Source organism: Snodgrassella sp. W8158 (assembly GCF_016100435.1).
GTDB lineage: Bacteria > Pseudomonadota > Gammaproteobacteria > Burkholderiales > Neisseriaceae > Snodgrassella > Snodgrassella alvi.
Genome location: NZ_JACFSM010000005.1, coordinates 71859 through 89383, shown reverse-complemented (window position 1 = coordinate 89383; position 17525 = coordinate 71859). Strand labels below are relative to the sequence as shown.

General features: G+C 42.6%; 17 protein-coding genes and 1 rRNA gene. 8 read left to right on the top strand and 10 right to left on the bottom strand.

From position 1 onward, the window contains the following. Both H3V11_RS10250 and H3V11_RS10245 read right to left on the bottom strand, forming a co-directional pair. Positions 1-933, bottom strand: a 16S ribosomal RNA gene (locus H3V11_RS10250); the annotation flags it as partial. Between the two features lie 95 nt (positions 934-1028). Further along, positions 1029-1169 (bottom strand): hypothetical protein, encoded by a 141-nt coding sequence (locus H3V11_RS10245; protein WP_198224827.1) that lies wholly within the window; start codon positions 1167-1169, stop codon positions 1029-1031. Positions 1170-1570: 401 nt separating this feature from the next. On the opposite strand from H3V11_RS10245, the gene H3V11_RS10240 reads away from it, so the two are divergent. Further along, a complete protein-coding gene (locus H3V11_RS10240) occupies positions 1571-2296 on the top strand; it encodes a 16S rRNA (uracil(1498)-N(3))-methyltransferase (protein WP_084585638.1) in 726 nt (241 codons plus the stop codon). Between the two features lie 65 nt (positions 2297-2361). On the opposite strand, the gene ppk2 is transcribed toward H3V11_RS10240, so the two are convergent. Together ppk2 and H3V11_RS10230 are read right to left on the bottom strand one after the other, a co-directional pair. Continuing rightward, positions 2362-3255: a polyphosphate kinase 2 gene (gene ppk2 / locus H3V11_RS10235; RefSeq protein ID WP_025329815.1), complete on the bottom strand. Its 894-nt coding sequence runs from the start codon at positions 3253-3255 to the stop codon at positions 2362-2364. 139 nt (positions 3256-3394) lie between these two features. Then, entirely contained in the window at positions 3395-4588 is a 1194-nt protein-coding gene (locus H3V11_RS10230; RefSeq protein WP_198224825.1) for an MFS transporter, read from the bottom strand. A 392-nt stretch (positions 4589-4980) separates the two neighbouring features. On the opposite strand from H3V11_RS10230, the gene H3V11_RS10225 reads away from it, so the two are divergent. The 3 genes from H3V11_RS10225 to H3V11_RS10215 are packed head-to-tail and all read left to right on the top strand — an operon-like array spanning position 4981 to position 8421. Then, a complete protein-coding gene (locus tag H3V11_RS10225) occupies positions 4981-6396 on the top strand; it encodes an aspartate aminotransferase family protein (RefSeq protein WP_084547501.1) in 1416 nt (471 codons plus the stop codon). 53 nt (positions 6397-6449) lie between these two features. After that, entirely contained in the window at positions 6450-7538 is a 1089-nt protein-coding gene (locus tag H3V11_RS10220; protein WP_198224823.1) for a GNAT family N-acetyltransferase, read from the top strand. Continuing rightward, positions 7531-8421, top strand: coding sequence for an arginase family protein (locus tag H3V11_RS10215; RefSeq protein WP_198224821.1), 891 nt, complete (start codon positions 7531-7533; stop codon positions 8419-8421). The genes H3V11_RS10220 and H3V11_RS10215 overlap by 8 nt, the downstream gene beginning before the upstream one ends. Here the strand turns inward: H3V11_RS10215 and H3V11_RS10210 are convergent. From H3V11_RS10210 to H3V11_RS10185, 6 genes are all read right to left on the bottom strand, one after another. After that, a complete protein-coding gene (locus tag H3V11_RS10210) occupies positions 8403-9590 on the bottom strand; it encodes a DegT/DnrJ/EryC1/StrS family aminotransferase (RefSeq protein WP_198224819.1) in 1188 nt (395 codons plus the stop codon). The two genes, H3V11_RS10215 and H3V11_RS10210, sit on opposite strands and share 19 nt — an antisense overlap. Before the next feature lie 30 nt (positions 9591-9620). Continuing rightward, positions 9621-10031, bottom strand: a complete 411-nt coding sequence (locus H3V11_RS10205; protein ID WP_198186731.1) for a multidrug efflux SMR transporter — start codon at positions 10029-10031, stop codon at positions 9621-9623. Then, positions 10031-10387 carry an EamA family transporter gene (locus H3V11_RS10200; protein WP_041881574.1) on the bottom strand — a complete coding sequence of 119 codons (357 nt, stop codon included), beginning with the start codon at positions 10385-10387 and terminating at the stop codon, positions 10031-10033. The genes H3V11_RS10205 and H3V11_RS10200 overlap by 1 nt, the downstream gene beginning before the upstream one ends. A gap of 34 nt (positions 10388-10421) precedes the next feature. Then, positions 10422-11243: a carboxylesterase gene (locus H3V11_RS10195; protein ID WP_084547506.1), complete on the bottom strand. Its 822-nt coding sequence runs from the start codon at positions 11241-11243 to the stop codon at positions 10422-10424. Positions 11244-11267: 24 nt separating this feature from the next. After that, the gene (locus tag H3V11_RS10190) at positions 11268-12014 is read right to left on the bottom strand and encodes an MtnX-like HAD-IB family phosphatase (protein ID WP_198186730.1); all 747 of its coding nucleotides are present in this window, start codon (positions 12012-12014) and stop codon (positions 11268-11270) included. Positions 12015-12819: 805 nt separating this feature from the next. Further along, complete coding sequence (locus H3V11_RS10185; protein ID WP_198207997.1) at positions 12820-14037, bottom strand: LysM peptidoglycan-binding domain-containing protein; 1218 nt, start codon at positions 14035-14037, stop codon at positions 12820-12822. Positions 14038-14198: 161 nt separating this feature from the next. Between H3V11_RS10185 and def the strand changes: the two genes are divergently transcribed. The 4 genes from def to H3V11_RS10165 all read left to right on the top strand — a co-directional run bounded on the left by def (position 14199) and on the right by H3V11_RS10165 (position 17523). Next, positions 14199-14702, top strand: a complete 504-nt coding sequence (gene def / locus H3V11_RS10180; RefSeq protein ID WP_025329805.1) for a peptide deformylase — start codon at positions 14199-14201, stop codon at positions 14700-14702. 67 nt (positions 14703-14769) lie between these two features. Further along, a complete protein-coding gene (gene fmt, locus H3V11_RS10175; protein ID WP_084550139.1) occupies positions 14770-15711 on the top strand; it encodes a methionyl-tRNA formyltransferase in 942 nt (313 codons plus the stop codon). Further along, a complete protein-coding gene (rsmB, locus tag H3V11_RS10170; RefSeq protein ID WP_198224817.1) occupies positions 15708-16961 on the top strand; it encodes a 16S rRNA (cytosine(967)-C(5))-methyltransferase RsmB in 1254 nt (417 codons plus the stop codon). The genes fmt and rsmB overlap by 4 nt, the downstream gene beginning before the upstream one ends. Beyond that, positions 16927-17523 carry a DUF4390 domain-containing protein gene (locus H3V11_RS10165; protein ID WP_025329802.1) on the top strand — a complete coding sequence of 199 codons (597 nt, stop codon included), beginning with the start codon at positions 16927-16929 and terminating at the stop codon, positions 17521-17523. The genes rsmB and H3V11_RS10165 overlap by 35 nt, the downstream gene beginning before the upstream one ends. Positions 17524-17525 lie beyond the last annotated feature (2 nt).

Here is a 17525-nt window from a genome sequence, read left to right as displayed (position 1 = left end):
GCGGGTCCCCGTCAATTCCTTTGAGTTTTAATCTTGCGACCGTACTCCCCAGGCGGACAATTTCACGCGTTAGCTTCGCTACTAAGACATCTAGTGTCCCAACAGCTAATTGTCATCGTTTAGGGCGTGGACTACCAGGGTATCTAATCCTGTTTGCTACCCACGCTTTCGAGCATGAACGTCAGTGTTATCCCAGGAGGCTGCCTTCGCCATCGGTATTCCTCCACATCTCTACGCATTTCACTGCTACACGTGGAATTCTACCTCCCTCTGACACACTCTAGTTATCCAGTTTCAAATGCACGTCCCAAGTTGAGCTCGGGGATTTCACATCTGACTTAATTAACCGTCTGCGCTCGCTTTACGCCCAGTAATTCCGATTAACGCTCGCACCCTACGTATTACCGCGGCTGCTGGCACGTAGTTAGCCGGTGCTTATTCTTTAGGTACCGTCAGCACCAGGTGGTATTAACACCCGGCTTTTCTTCCCTAACAAAAGTCCTTTACAACCCGAAGGCCTTCTTCAGACACGCGGCATGGCTGGATCAGGGTTCCCCCCATTGTCCAAAATTCCCCACTGCTGCCTCCCGTAGGAGTTTGGGCCGTGTCTCAGTCCCAATGTGGCGGATCATCCTCTCAGACCCGCTATGGATCGTCGCCTTGGTAGGCCTTTACCCCACCAACTAGCTAATCCAACATCGGCCGCTCAAATAACGCGAGGTCACTAAGATCCCCCGCTTTCCCCCTCAGGGCGTATGCGGTATTAGCCATCCTTTCGGACAGTTATCCCCCATTACTCGGTACGTTCCGATGCATTACTCACCCGTTCGCCACTCGCCACCAGAGAGCAAGCTCTCCGTGCTGCCGTTCGACTTGCATGTGTAAAGCATGCCGCCAGCGTTCAATCTGAGCCAGGATCAAACTCTTATGTTTAATCTTAGCTTTTTTGTAATCCCGAAGTTCCCTTCGGTTTCACTGGTCTGCTTCAAAGTTATTGACAAGAAATGTTTTTATCTTGTCTCTCTGAATCAGTGTGAGGCCTCTTGGCACTCACACTTATCGGTAATCTGTTCTGTTAAAGAGCGTTGCTTTCGACTGCGTTCTACTTTAAACTGTGCGTTTGTTTCGTGTCGCGTCATCAGCGAAGAAGGCGAACTATACGCCTCCACAAACCCCCTGTCAACTCCTGCTTGCATTTATTTTTGACTTTCTTCTCATTCAACTGTTTTACTTGCGTTTATTTTTGGTGCCTTTGACTCAGTTTGATTACTTTTCAAACTTTCATGACTTGCTTTGTCTGTGTGTTTATTAAACGAGCTGTGTATTCATATTCGTTAGTTCTAAGAATTAATACTCTTTAGATTGCGAAAAGGTATCATTGTTTATAATTTGTATTGCTGATATAAGAATTAATGTTTGTAGATTTATTTAAATGTATGGCTTATAGATTAGGTATTTTTATACTCGTTTTTGTATTTCTATAAACAATTAGAATAGTCATTTAATTTTTTAAATGTTAATCCGGCTATTTTTATTCTCTGGATTATTGATTGATTTTTTTACTACTATTATGCCCCGTTTTTATTTGCCGCCCAGTGTTTTAGTTTCAGATGCATTCTCTTTACCTGATACGGCTGCTCGCCATGTACAGGTGTTACGCTACCAGCCAGGTGAGGTAATTGAGCTTTTTGATGGGCTTGGAAAGGTCTATCAGGCTGAAATTACGTCAATGGGTAAGAAAAATGTGGATGTACTGATTCGTGAAAGTACAGATATTAATTTAGAGTCACCATTAAATATTACGTTGATGCAATCCATATCAAGTAGTGATCGTATGGATTTAACTATTCAAAAGGCTGTGGAACTGGGCGTAACTGTGATTCAGCCAGTACTGACGGAACGCAGTAGCCAGCGCTTAAGTGGCGAACGGGCAATGAAAAAACTTGAGCGCTGGCTGGATATTGCTATTGGTGCCTGTGAACAATGCGGCAGAACGGTAGTACCTCAAATTCAACCGATAACGGGATTGTCAGATGCATTGTGTGCTCTGGGTGTGGATGATTTAAAACTGCTGATGAGTTTAAACCAGCCCCGAGCATTAAATCAGTTTACACAGCCACAGGCAGTAGTATTGCTGGTTGGTCCTGAAGGCGGATTAAGCCAGGCTGAAGAAGAGCTGGCAATTAATCATGGCTTTAATGCAATCAGCACAGGACCCAGAGTATTACGGACAGAAACAGCATCTTTGGCAGCTATTGCGGCAATGCAGTTGCTATGGGGAGACTTTCGCGGGTAAATTAGAAAAATCCGGAACTGATAATAAAACCAGCCAGTTTAGTCTGCTATCTGGCTGGTTCTGTATTAATATTCTTCTGGTATATAACGATAAGGATAATTAGGTTCCTGATAATCACCCTTATCCTGACGTTTTGGTAATTCGACCTTTTTCCGTGGTGTCTTTTTATACGGAATTTCACTCAATATATGTTTAATGATATTCAGACGCGCTTTCTTTTTATCATTAGAATCAACCACGTACCACGGTGCCCATGAGGTATCAGTTGCCATAATCATTTCATCACGAGCCCGGGAGTAGTCATACCAGCGACTGTAGGACTTGATATCCATAGGAGAAAGCTTCCAGATTTTACGCGGGTCGTTAATTCGCCCAAGCATACGTCTATGCTGTTCTTCCATACTCACTTCAAGCCAGTATTTAAGCAGGATGATACCGGAATTAACTATAGCTTTTTCCATAAATGGAATAACTTCGAGAAATTCTTTACTTTCTTCTTCGGTACAGAATCCCATCACGCGTTCTACACCAGCACGGTTATACCAGCTACGGTCGAAAATAACGACTTCTCCAGCCGCAGGTAAATGAGGAATATAGCGCTGCATGTACATTTGTGACTTTTGGCGTTCACTTGGTGCCGGCAAGGCAATAGTTTGAAAAATACGAGGACTAACTCTCTCTGTGACAGCTTTAATTGCACCACCCTTACCTGCTCCGTCGCGACCTTCAAAAATAATACATACTTTTTGTCCGGAGGCTTTTACCCATTCTTGCAGGGCAACCATTTCACCCTGAAGTTTTTCCAGCTCTTTGTAGTATTTCTTTTGAGATAATTTTTTATGTTTGGTATTTTTATCTTGATTATGTTTGGTACTTTTATTCGGACAAGTGTTATTCTGGCTTTCTCCCTGCTCAGTATCAGGTATTTTGGTTTCAGATTGCTGCTGGTTTGCAGTCATAATACTTCCCCTATCTGTTGTTATTAATAATTAAAGTAAATTTAATATTAACAGATTATTAATGTTAACAGTTATTTGCAACATCAGTTACATGTTTTTACAATATTATTTACTGTTCTGTATACATGAATAAACTTAGTTATTGCAGATTTGCGGCAGCAGTGCGCTGTTCATCTTTTACTGTAAACCACCATACGATTAAACCGATGATAGCAAGAGCGACGCCAACCCATGCTGTACTTGTCCATCCCCAGCCGGCGGCAATGGTTAAGCCGCCTAAATAGGGTCCTAAGGCATTGGCAGCATTAAAAGCACTATGGTTGAGTGCTGCAGCCAGTGTCTGAGCTTCTTTAGCTACATCCATCAAACGAATTTGTAATAATGTACCTACAGCACCGCTCATACCGATTAGTACAACCTGAATACATATCCAGTAAGGATGATGCACTGCAAAAGGATATAAGGCCAGCATAGCAGCAGACCAGGCCAGTAAGCATGCTAATCCACCCATCACATGGCGACCGGCCAGGCGTGGCACGATAATATTGCCAAGAGTCATGCCTACACCGTAAAGACACATCACCAGTGGTACGCTTTTAGGTGACATACCGGTAATATCTTCAAGTGTTGAAGCCATGTAAGCATATATGCCAAACATGCCGCCAAAACCAATGGCTCCTATAGCCAGTGTCAACCATATTTGCCGGTTGGTCAGTGCACTAAGTTCACTCAGCGCATTGCTACCGCCTCCTTGCATACAATTTGCCGGTAAAAAAAGAGCTACCAGTATCACTGTTAAAGCAGCCAGTATGGCAACGATAAGAAAAACAACCCGCCAGCCTACTGCTTGAGCCAGCCAGCTACTCAAAGGTACGCCGATGGTAGTAGCAATGGTTAAACCGATCATCATTAATCCTACAGCCTGAGTTCTCTTATCCGGAGGCACCATAGCTGCGGCAACCAGTGCACCAACACCAAAATAGGCTCCATGCGGCAAGCCACTTAAAAAGCGAAATAACATCATACTGCGGTAATCTGGAGCCAGCATCGTGCCGAGATGTGTCAGAGAGAAAAATGCCATAAGCACCAGTAACAGGCTGCGCCTGCTAAAGCGTGCACCAAATATGGCAATAACCGGAGCGCCTATGACAACACCCAGTGCATAAATGCTGATTAGATGCCCTGCTATAGGTTCGCTTATATTTAAACCACTGGCGATATAGGGCAAAACACTCATGGTGGCAAATTCTGTAGTGCCGATTGCAAAACCGCCAACAGCAAGAGCAAATAAAAGCCAGCGGGGATGAGGAATGCGATTAGGTTCTGTGTTCATAGTTGTGTGATTAGGCTGATCAATAGTAGCCAGTAATATTGTGTGTTTATTGTGATTTAAGTCTAACTGATTGAGAAATATTAGTAAAAATTGATTTTAGTTTTTTTGCATAAGTCTATTGCGGATCATTAAATATTGTTTAGTTTTGTGAATATAAAATTTTATTTGGTTAGGGTGCAATCTATATATTGTCAGTGAATTGCTAAGCCAATATGTTTTACACATTTTCTTTTTTTAAATTAAGTGCAAAGATAATTGAATATTGAGCAGATAATGGTTTTATCAGGTTATTAGCCTTTGTTTCTTACGGTTTTGATGCTTTAGCAGGATATAATAGTATTAATTATGTACTTTTTATTAAGATGTTTTATTTTAAATGAATGGAATAAATGATGAGTAAGCCTAGTGCTCAAACACTTGTAAATCGTCCTGATGATGCACAGTTACTGGCAGATGAAGCAAAGTACTGTTCGTTTGGTGATACGGTACATTATGTGAATCCGCCAAAAATCTTTGATGGCTGCGAAGGCAGCTATATGTACGATAAAAATGGTACGCCTTATCTGGACTTACAGATGTGGTATTCGGCCTGTAATTTTGGCTATGCAAATGAACGGCTGAATGCTGTGCTGAAGCAGCAGGTTGATACATTACCGCAATGTGCCAGCCAGTATTTGCATCCTACTAAAATTGAGCTGGCTAAAACCATTGCTCTGGATATGAAACGTAAATTTGGTCATGATGGTCGTGTGCATTTCAATGTCGGTGGTTCTCAGTGTATTGAAGATTCATTGAAAATTATCCGTAATGCATCTGAAGGGCGTTCATTAATGTTTGCGTTTGAAGGTGGCTACCATGGACGTACTTTAGGTGCATCTTCGATTACATCCAGCTTCCGTTATCGCCGGCGTTATGGCCATTTTGGTGATCGCGCTATGTTTATTCCGTTTCCTTATCCGTTCCGCCGCCCTAAAGGAATGACGGCAGAAGAGTATGGCGAACATTTGGTGGCAGATTTTGCCCGCCTGTTTGAAACAGAATACCATGGTGTGTGGGATCCGAAAGCCGGACAAGCTGAATATGCAGCATTCTATGTGGAACCACTGCAAGGAACAGGCGGATATATTGTACCGCCACGCAACTACTTTAAAGGACTGAAAAAAGTTCTGGATCAATATGGTATTTTGCTGGTTGTTGATGAAATTCAGATGGGTTTTTATCGCACCGGTAAATTATGGTCAATTGAACACTTTGATGTAAAACCAGATATGCTGGTATTCGCTAAGGCACTGACCAATGGTATGAATCCGCTTGGTGGTCTGTGGGCGCGGGAAGAACTGATTAATCCTCAGGTATTTCCGGCTGGTTCTACTCATTCTACTTTTGCCTCAAATCCATTAGGAACAGCAGTAGGTCTGGAAGTATTTAAGATGATGGCCGAAACTGATTATGAAAAAATGGTTATGGAAAGCGGAGCGTATTTCCTTGAGGGCTTAAAAACACTGGAACAGCGCCATAAGGAAATAGGTGAAGTAGACGGTCTGGGGCTGGCTTTACGTGCCGAAATCTGCACAGAAGACGGCTTTACTCCGAATAAAGCTCTGGTAGACAAAATGGTGGATATTGGTATGTCCGGCGATCTGGACTGGCAGGGTCAGAAAATGGGGCTGGTACTGGATATTGGCGGTTATTACAAAAATGTCATTACTTTTGCGCCTTCATTACATATTACTAAACAGGAAATTGATCAGGGTATTGAATTGCTGGATCAATTGATTACACGTGCTAAAAAAGAGTTAACGGCTTAGGGCTGGTAATGGCAGCCGGCTGATATTCAGGCTGGCTGCCGTATTAGTAAATTATGAATTATCTGACTCAACTGGAACCGAATGAACTGGTCGACACTTTTCTGACCAGTCCGCCTCAGGATTTTACAGCATGGCAATTAACTAGCGGGGTACCGGCATTTGCTGCACGGTTTGATTTACTGACTACCGCAGAATCAGATTTTCAGCAAAAAATTCGCCATTGGCCGTTATTTAACTGGTGGCAGCAGTTTCTGAAACCTGAAACTTGTTTTATTGGTACTACTGTATCGGAATATGCCCTGTTTACTCAACAACAATCTGTGCAGCAGTTAGCTACGGAAATTAAACAGCATTATGGCAAAAAATATCCGCTGCTGATTGTGAAAGATATTCCTCAGCAATCACCATTACTGGATCATCAGGCAAATGAATATGCTGCATCGCTGATACAGGTATTGCAACAAGAAGGATTTATTGCAGTAGAAGGTCAGGCATTAGCCTGGGTACCGATAGATTTTAATGATATCGATGAATATTTAGGCCGTCTGTCTTATCAGCGGCGTAAAAACTTCCGGCGTAAATTAAAAACGCAATCGCTGGTAGAAATTGGTTGTATACACAGTGGTGATGCCTATTTTCAGAATAAGGCCGTTTTAGATGAGTACTATCAGTTATATCTGAATGTTTATAATCAAAGTGAAATCCATTTTGATTTATTAACCAAAGATTTTTTTGTGCGCCTGTTACAGGACAGCAGCAATCAGGCCAGGATTTTTACCTACCATTATCAGCAAGAACTAATTGGTTACAATATCTGTTTTGTTCTGAACGGTATGCTGGTAGATAAATATATCGGTTTTGTTTACCCTCAGGCACGGGAACTGAATCTGTATTATCTGAGCTGGTTTTACAATCTAAATTATGCCAAAGAGCATGGGCTTAAAGTTTATGTCGCCGGCTGGACGGATCCGCAAGTTAAAGCATCTTTAGGTGCACAATTTACTTTTACCAAACATATGGTGTATGTCCGCAATCCTGTTTTAAGAAAGCTACTGGCAAAAATCAGTACTCGTTTCGAACAGGATAAAATCTGGCAGGAAAATAGCAATCAGCCTACTCAGGATAGTAAAAAACATGAATAAAACGATAATTCTGGATTTTGACCACAGTACAGGATCTATACCAGATGCAGTAAGAATTGAACTTGGTCAATGGCAGGAAGTTATTCGTTTTGGTTGCTCTCAGACTAGTTTTAAGAAATTACAGGCTGAACTGAATCAGCAATTACCCGAACATTATGGTACGGTATTAACCGGCAGTGGCGACTATCATCATATTTCACTATTGTTGATTAACCGTTTACAGCAATTTTTCAGTGCCTCCAATCCGATACAAATCATTATTTTTGATAATCATCCGGATAATATGCGTTATCTGTTCGGAATTCACTGTGGTTCGTGGGTCAGTTACGTGGCGCAATTGCCTTTTGTCAGCCATGTACATGTATTAGGTATTACTTCAAATGATATAGGGGTGGCACACAGCTGGGAAAACCGGCTGGCGCCATTATTTCAGGGTAAATTAACCTACTGGTGTATGGATGTACGGGTTGGCTGGGCAAGAACAATTGGTCTGAAACAGGCTTTTCGAGCATTCTCCTCACCAGAAGAACTGGTAAGCGCTTTTATCCAGACACAGCAACAAACTAATGAACCTGTATATATCTCGATAGACAAAGATGTTCTGGGTAAGGACGTAGTACAAACCAACTGGGATCAGGGGCGCATGCAACTGGAACATTTATTAACTGTGATTAACGCTATGAATCAGCGGATTATTGGCAGCGATATTACTGGTGAAGTATCTCAGTGGGAATATACCAGCCTGCTAAAACGCTTACTGAGTGCAATGGACAAACAGGAACCTATTCCGGCTACTACACTGACTGCATGGCAGGAAAAACATCATGCTGTTAATCAGCAATTGCTTGCTGCTCTGGCTCATAATCAGCGCACAGCATCCTGAATAACTTCACATATCCGGGAAAATTGAGCATCAGTAAGCCACAGGCTGTTGGTAATAGTGAACATACGTGCAGCAAAATCTTCAGCATTCGGCATGGATGAAGCAGGTACAATCGGCTGCAAATAATCGTATTGAGACAGTGGATGAATAAATAACCGCGTTACCCCCAGCGGACTTGTCCATAGCTGTTTTAATACAGCATCGCGATGTTGGCCTGTAGGCAATAACACCATTAGAAAAGGCCATACACCCCGACCATGCTGATCGACGATCACCTCTATTCCAGAAATACTCTGCAATTGTTCAATACGCTGGTAGACCTGCTTTTGCAACATATCTAGAAATGCCGGTAAACGCAGGAAAGCATTAGCAGCTACATGTTGACGCCAGCGACTAACCCGATGCATTGGAATATCAAAATCAAAATCATCTCCAACGGCTGCAATCCATTGCTGCCGGCGCAATGCCTTTCTCCTGCCTTGCCCATAAACAAAATATAAACCGGCAGGATTATACAAAGCAGTGTATCCAAATAATTCCAGGGTTCTCAGCAACTCCCATTTGTACCGGCGTGGCAATAATTTTTCGGACATAGCTTGTAAATTACTGCGTAATTGCATATCACTGGCGGTTAACAAACCGCCTTCATACATAGTTAGCCCTTTACCGGCTGCCAGACTGAACAGCACAATATCGCCATGCTGCCCTACTTCTGCACCCAATGCCTGCGCTGCATCCTCTATCACACTAATCTGATAGGACTGAGCCAGCTGTTTAACGGTACTGACATCTGTCACCCGGCCGCCCAAGTGTGTAGGTATCACTGCCAATACCTGCTCATTTAACAGAGTACTTAACTGAGCGATATCCATATCGATACTACCGGGTTTTAAATCACATAACTGTAACTGTAAACCACAATGATGAACGGCCAGCGCAACCAGCGGACAGGTATATGCCGGTACAATTACGATTTTACGCTGTGGCTGTTGCTGTGCCAGTGTTGTTAACGCAATAATCAGTGCTGCTGTACCTGAACAGGTAAGCTGTACGGGCGGCAGATGCAATTGTTCGCTGACTCTGCTCGTAAGTGACTGACCAGCCGGCCACCAGTCAGACCACTTTAGCGGTAATCCGGCAGTAGGCGGGTTCTCATAGTAGTATGACATAAATAATACTAATCTTCTGAACCGGAAAAGTTAACACGGCTCATCATCTTTACTGTGCTCCTCCGTTTCCATGATCTCTTTTTCAGCCAGTGCTAAAAAGATAATACCAGCCACAATAAATATCGCGCCGAGGATGCGAATATTTGTAATGTGCTCATGAAACAGAAAAGCTGAAACCAGCATTACCGTAATTACTTCCAGATGCGATGCAGCAAATGCCGGACCAACCGGTGCTTTTTTCAACAGCATCATCCAGGTAAAAAAAGCACCAATATAACCGGCAATGGCAATATATACCCACGGCTGAGTAAATACGCGGGAAATCCAGTCCCAATCCGCAGCAAGCGGCTGCGCATGAATAGCAGTTAATTTAAAACTGCTCTGTCCCAATGTATCAAACAATAATAAGAGCGCAAAACCAACTATATAAAATTTACGCATTATGACGCTCCTACCAATACTACTCCGATGGTAATACAAAACATACCGACTAACCGGAAACGGGTAAGCTTTTCCTGAAACAAAACCCGTCCTACCAGCATCAGTACGATAATGTTAATTGAACCAAGCAAAATACCCTGTGACAATGGTACCTGACTTAAAAATGCTAGCCAAAGCAAAAATTCAGCGACATAGGAACCAATCCCAATCCACAACCAGTAATTACTGAACAGATCAATCCAGTAATACCAGCCATTGCGGTTATCTGGCGCAATGGCTGCATATTTAAATGCTATTTGCCCGAGCGTATCAAAACAGATATTGGCAAACCATAAAATGAATACAAGCATCGTCATATAATATTTCCTTTGCTGTGAGATAGATATTCACTTACGCTGTTTGCGCTATATGCTCGAAAAAGGCAACTGATTCATTGATTACTTCGCGCCGCTGCCGATCAATGGTAATCAGGTGATAGCTGTCATCCAGAACGATAAATTTTGTTACTCCGTTAACATATTTTTCTACCAGACGCGCATTAGTTTTAATATTGGCAATATCATCATGACCGGAATGCATAATCAGACAGGGAGCTGTAACCTGTGGCAACTGTCGCCGCACTATTTTGGCCAGTGCCTGCATTTCTGCCAGCGCCGGAAACGGATTACCGGCCAGGCCGGCACTGGCACTATCGCCACTGAACATACTGGCAGCAACAGTTGCACGAATACGTTCATCTTTCAGCCCGTACGGCGGTTTCTCTATAAATGAGGTTTTCTGAAATAAATGAAATTTTTTAAAAAACGGTAATAGCACAAAAGATTGTTTTGCCCAGAATGGAATAGACCAGCCATCATAGCTGAATGTTACACCATAGACACCCACACCCTTTACAAGCTCAGGCTGATCGGCCGCCAGTTTCAATGCCAGCAGCGCACCCATCGATAATCCTGCTACAAACAGACAATCGACTTTTTGCTTTAGAAATTGCGCAGCCTCCTGCACACTGGCATACCAATCATGCCAGGTAGTCTGACATAAATCAGCTTCATCACCGCAATGGCCGGCCAACTGCATGGCATAGACAGTAAAACCTGCCTGATGCAGTCCTTTGGCCAGAATACGCATTTCATTGGGTGTACCGGTAAGACCATGTACCAGCAGAACACCGTTGCGATTACCGGGTAAAAAATAAGAAGAATCTTGAATCATAATTATAAATCAGGTATTAATGCCTTATGCTGGAATCAGGCAGCTATTCTCGGTCGGAGCTTTCAGCAACTCAGGCAAAATGGCAGTAACATCGCCAAAATTCTTGATTGGATAATATGCAATCCGCTGTTGCTGACAAAAATCAATTAATTTATCTTTGGCAAATACCATATCTACTTTATCTGCCACACAAAAATCCGATGTACCATCACCAACATAAAAAATCTTTTGAAAACCAGTCAGTTTCCGACGGTGCTGACATTTACAATTACCACTGGCCTTAAGGCAGTGATCATTGGCATAAGGAAAATCCAGTGCCCAGCCATGCTGTTGATTATGCAATAAGCGATTGGCAAAAACCGGTAAAAAGTTCAGATTATACCGCTTAAGGATGGACTGAATGGCATAGTCCAGTCCATCACTGACAATATGTACATTTAAATTTCTGCTTTGTGCAAAGCTGATAAATTCACTAAAAGCAGGATCAATTTTAATTTGTGCCAGCACACTGTCCAACTCAGCCTGACTGGCCTGCATATTAGCAATCTGCTGATGCATGCATTCCCGCGAACCAATAATACCTTGCTGCCACTGCTGCTCAAATAAGGCACATTTCTCATTACCAAAATGATTCAGTAAGGTATCAGTAACATCTTTTTCACTAATGGTTCCGTCAAAGTCACACAATACTGAATACTGACTCAAATCGTTAGCATAAAAAAGTGACTGATGATTTTGCGGGCTTTCCGCAACGGGGAAGAAACAACTCATATTGTTCCATATAAAAATTACAAATGAAAACAGGCTGGCATTGTAACAAGGAAAATGAAAGATAATGCAAGATGCTTGAATATCTTAGTGTGTAAAGGCTAAACGTAAATAATTTCACTAAATTTTAGCCAATTACCCTAACATGATAATTGGCTAAATATGGCTGATAGATCGGAGATTAAGGGTACTAAATATATATTCTATAAATAGAATAATACCCGTTCACTTTGAACACTAATTTCAGTTTAATATAAAATAAACGAAAATACATGTCAGAAATGTATCTTATACTTTGCTGAAACTCAGATTACCTGTCTGCTATACCAAGCCGCCAAATCTGTCCACAACAGAACTAATCTATACAGATAGCTGATATGTCTAGATATTTTAACCGAATAATTGATCTATTTTAAAACATTTCTACCAGAAATTAAACTGACTGGATTTAAGTATACTTAATGCAATATCAATATTGGAAAGAAGTAAGCTAATAATTGTTATTTTTTCACAATAATTTAAATTATATAGATAATTTATTTAAATCAAATGGCATAAAATAATCAGAACCGATACTCAGTAAAGACGATTCAGAAACAAATAATTGTTTATCCGATATTTATTATTCTGATAAATATCGGATAATAAGCATAACTGCTATTTTTAGCAGCAGAGAATTTTGATATCTATGCTTATAGAGAGCAATAGATAAAACTATATAAAATAAAAGTGCGGATATATCCGCACTTTTATTCGATTCATTTCATCAGTAATACATTTTTTACCAATATATTATTCGCTGTTTCAATTAGTGAATTTCTTTGAATGAATTGATTAGGTAAGTTGAGTCCTGTGTAACATCATCCAGATCATGACCCGGGTTCATTACTAAATCTCCTATCTGCACAGCTTGAGATGCATTAATAATAAGAGCTGAAGACAAATTATCACTTACCCGATAAATCAGTGCCAGACCAACTTCCTCTGCCGGAATACTCAGATATTTAACCACACTGCGTGATTTCTTAGGCTCATTAGATAAATCAGCCTTAAGTTGGCGACTTTTTTTATACAGGCTAACTACGGTACCTTTATCAACTCCATCATTAGTACCTAAATTCAAAGTAATTGTCTGATAAGGACCTGCTTCCTGAATACCGTCCATTACAGAAACAATTTTACCTTTAATCTGAGTAGTGGGCCCATGAGGCATCATCTGGAACGGATCATGCTCATCTGTAATTTTTAACAGATAATCACCCTTATTAATTTCTGACGCTGAATTGGTAATAACCAGTGGCTGAGCTGTACGCGTAGGAACCTTAATCAGTGGTGTCTTACGGGTATAATACTCATCTTCAGGTAAGCTGGCTGCATCCTTTGGACTGCGTTCAGCCAGAGCAGTGTTCTGTCCGGCCAGCGTTGCTGCTTCACCACTAAAGCGTACCAGCTGTCCCAGATATTTATGGGTATCAGGATCAGTAATATTCTGTTCTATACGGTAAATCAGATAGCGACCAGGCTCTAACTGACGATCCGCATAGATACGGTCACCTGTAGAATAAATAACCCGGTTATCCGGTCCGGCAATCAGACGTGGTGCCTCTCTGGTTTGTTCTTTACTAATTACTTGCGGATGCTGCATAAACATACGGAAAAAATCGACATCTATGGTACTGATGCCATAACCAGAAGACAGATTACGTATTTGTGGCTGCAGTTTAATGGTTGGAATACCTCCGCTGTTATCAAAACCCAGACGCGGCTGCCCGTTAACATAGCGCAGACTTAAAACCTGTCCCGGATAAATTTTTTGCGGATTCCGAATCTGATCCCGGTTAGAACCCCACAGTTGCGGCCATTGCCAGGGGCTGTAAAGATACTTACCGGATATGCTCCACAAAGTATCACCACTTTTCACTACATATTGTGCCGGTGCATCCGGACGTAATTTTAATTTGGCCATTACCGGTGCAGATATTGCCATACTTAGTGCACACAGCAGAGTTATAATATGTTTATGCATGTAAGGTATCCTTAGGGAGTTTGCTATTTTAAATGATTGTGATATGACATAGTATGGATATTAGTATCAGTTTACCTGAATCCATATCAACAATCTTTAAAAAATCCATATTGCCATCATGTACTCAGGTCAGATTGATTGAACAAGGAATTAAACACATAATGGCTCTCTTAAACATTTTACAATATCCTGATGAGCGTTTACATACTGTTGCGCAACCTGTTACAAAATTTGATGACAGAATTCGCACGCTGGTACAGGATATGGCGGAAACTATGTATCAGGCACGCGGTATCGGACTGGCGGCAACTCAGGTTGATGTGCATGAACGTGTAGTAGTAATGGATCTGTCTGAAGAACGTAATCAGCTGCGTGTATTTATTAATCCGGTTATTACTTACAGAGAAGGTGATACCGAGTACGAAGAAGGCTGTTTATCTGTTCCCGGTATTTACGAGATGGTGCACCGCTCTGAGCGCATTACCGTTGAAGCCTATGATGAACATGGTGAAAAATTTACACTGGAAGCAGACGGATTACTGGCCATCTGTATTCAGCATGAACTGGATCACCTTGCCGGCAAGGTATTTGTAGAATATCTGTCGCCACTGAAACAGAACCGTATCAAAACTAAGCTTAAAAAACGCGCACGCGAAAGAATGTAACAAAACCTGTTGTCGGAATTTTTTATTGGCATAGCGATAGCTGTTATGCCTGTTGTGGATTTATTGCATGAAGCCTTCTGTTATTTTCGCCGGAACCCCTGATTTTGCTGCGGCTGCACTCAATGCTATTGTTGCAGCCGGTTTTAACGTGCCTCTGGTACTAACCCAGCCAGACCGCCCTAGCGGCCGCGGGTTAAAGTTACAACCCAGTGCAGTTAAAAAAGCAGCACTGACACACGGCCTTACCGTAATGCAGCCAACTACATTAAAAACGGCCGAAATTCAGGCGATATTGGAAAATCAGCAGGCTGATGTCATGGTTGTAGCTGCTTACGGGCTATTACTGCCACAGGCAGTGCTTAATATTCCCAGATACGGCTGTCTCAATATTCATGCGTCGCTGTTGCCGCGCTGGCGTGGTGCCGCGCCGATTCAGCGTGCAATTGAAGCCGGCGATCACGAAACCGGGGTATGTATCATGCAAATGGATGCCGGTCTGGATACCGGCTCAGTAATCAGTCGTCATAAATATACTATTAAAACAGACGATACAGCGAGTGAAGTCCATGATGCATTAATGCAGCTGGGTGCTGATGCAATTGTTGCTGATTTACAACAAATTAACCAGCTACAGCCAATTCCACAAAGTGAAACAGGCGTTACTTATGCTCATAAATTAAGCAAAGCTGAAGCACAAATTAACTGGGCCCGGCCTGCTGCAGAAATTGTACGAAAAATTCGTGCTTTCAATCCGGTACCCGGAGCATGGACTGTCTGGCAGGATAAACCGCTTAAAATCCGGCGCGCTAAAATAGTTTCATACACAGGCATACCGGGAATGGTTTTACACAGTAATGAACATGAACTGATTGTAGCCTGTGGCAAAGACTCCATCAGTATTGAAGAAATTCAGAAAGCGGGTAGCAAAGCCATGTCTGTAACCGCATTCCAAGCCGGTAATATCTTGCAACAGGGTACATTACTCGCTTCAGCGGAGACTGATGCATGAGTATGGCTCGCGCCCAGCAATTAGCAGCAAATATCATCGGCGAAGTCCTAAACGGATGTAATCTCAATGAAATTCTGATTCAGGTAATACAGCAACATCCTGAACTGTCAGCCTCTGACAGAGCTGCCTTGCAAGATCTTACTCATGGTAGCCTGCGTTATTTAGGTCTGTTGCAACAACTTGTACAGCAAATGACCACAGCTTCACCACCGGCAGATATTCGCCATCTTCTTATCATTGCTTTATACCAATTACATTTTACTCGCAATGCACATCATGCCGTTGTGAATGAAGCTGTGAATCATGCACGCCGATTGCACGGTGGTCGTTACCAGAAACTGGTTAATGCTCTGTTACGGCGCTTTCTACGCGAGCATGAGGACTTATTAGCCAATGCACTTAAACAGGATACAGCCCGTTTCAATCTGCCTGCATGGTGGGTAAACTATCTTAAAAAGCATTATCCTCAGCATTGGCATAATATGGTTACAGCAATGGCTCAGCATCCGCCTATGACATTGCGAGTTAATCGTCGCTATACTGATGCTGAGCAATATCAAACCAAACTGGCCGCAGCCGGTATACCAGCCAGAATTCTCGATACACACAGCATTATGTTGCAACAGGCAGTAGCCGTATCAAAGCTACCGGATTTCGCTTCAGGACATGTGTCTGTACAGGATTTTGGGGCTCAGCAAGCCATTCCTTTGCTCAATCCGCAATCCGGTGAGCGCATTCTGGATGCATGTGCTGCACCGGGTGGTAAAACAGGACATATGCTTGAATGGGCAGACTGCGATGTAACCGCACTGGATATAGATTCGCAGCGTTTTGAGCGCGTACAGGAGAATCTGCAACGCCTGCATCAGCAGGCTCATTTGCATTGTGCCGACGCAAAAGATCTGCACTCATGGTATGATGGCAACACTTTTGATGCCATTCTTGCTGATGTACCCTGTACAGCTTCAGGTGTAGTAAAACGTCATCCTGACATCAAATGGTTACGTCAGCCTCAGGACGGACAAAAAACTGCACTACAGCAGGAAGCTTTACTGGATAATCTGTGGCTTACTTTAAAATCAGGTGGGCGCCTGCTTCTGGCCACCTGTTCGATTTTTACAGAAGAAAACCAGCAACAAGTAACCCGTTTTTTAACCCGACATGCGGATGCCCGCGAGCGTCTCTCACGTATTTTATTACCGAACAGCAGACAAGATGGCTTTTTTTACGCGCTTATCGATAAAATCTAGTCTACTTTTTGCCTGTCTCCTCTGCCTGAGCATTACTGCAGCACTGGCCGAAGGCATAAGCACCACCCGTGCTCAGGCTAATATTACCAGTAATGGTCAGCTTTCCATCAATACACGTTTTAATACCCAGCTGCCCGACCAACTGAAACAGGCTCTGACTCAGGGCGTACCATTAAATTTTGATCTGAACTATCAGTTAACAGCCCCCACGCTCGCTTCTTACCGTAATCGGATTAATAACCTGATTGGCGGTGATAACCTTATACAGTACAAACTCGCTTATCACCCGCTGACTAACCGCTACCGTGTCAGCATGGGTTCCACGTTCTCTACCGAATACAACAGCCTTGATACCGCACTTAGAGCCGTTGGTGCTGTAGCCAACTGGCGCGTCCTGAGCAATGGCACACTCAGTGGTGTCTCTGCGAATGAAGTGCGTGCTGATGTTCGCCTTAGTCTGAGTATCAGCCAGTTACCCAAGCCATTTCAGATTAATGCTCTCACTTCCCATAGCTGGCAATTGGATTCCGGCTGGCATCGTCTAGTCATTAACGCGGACTGACC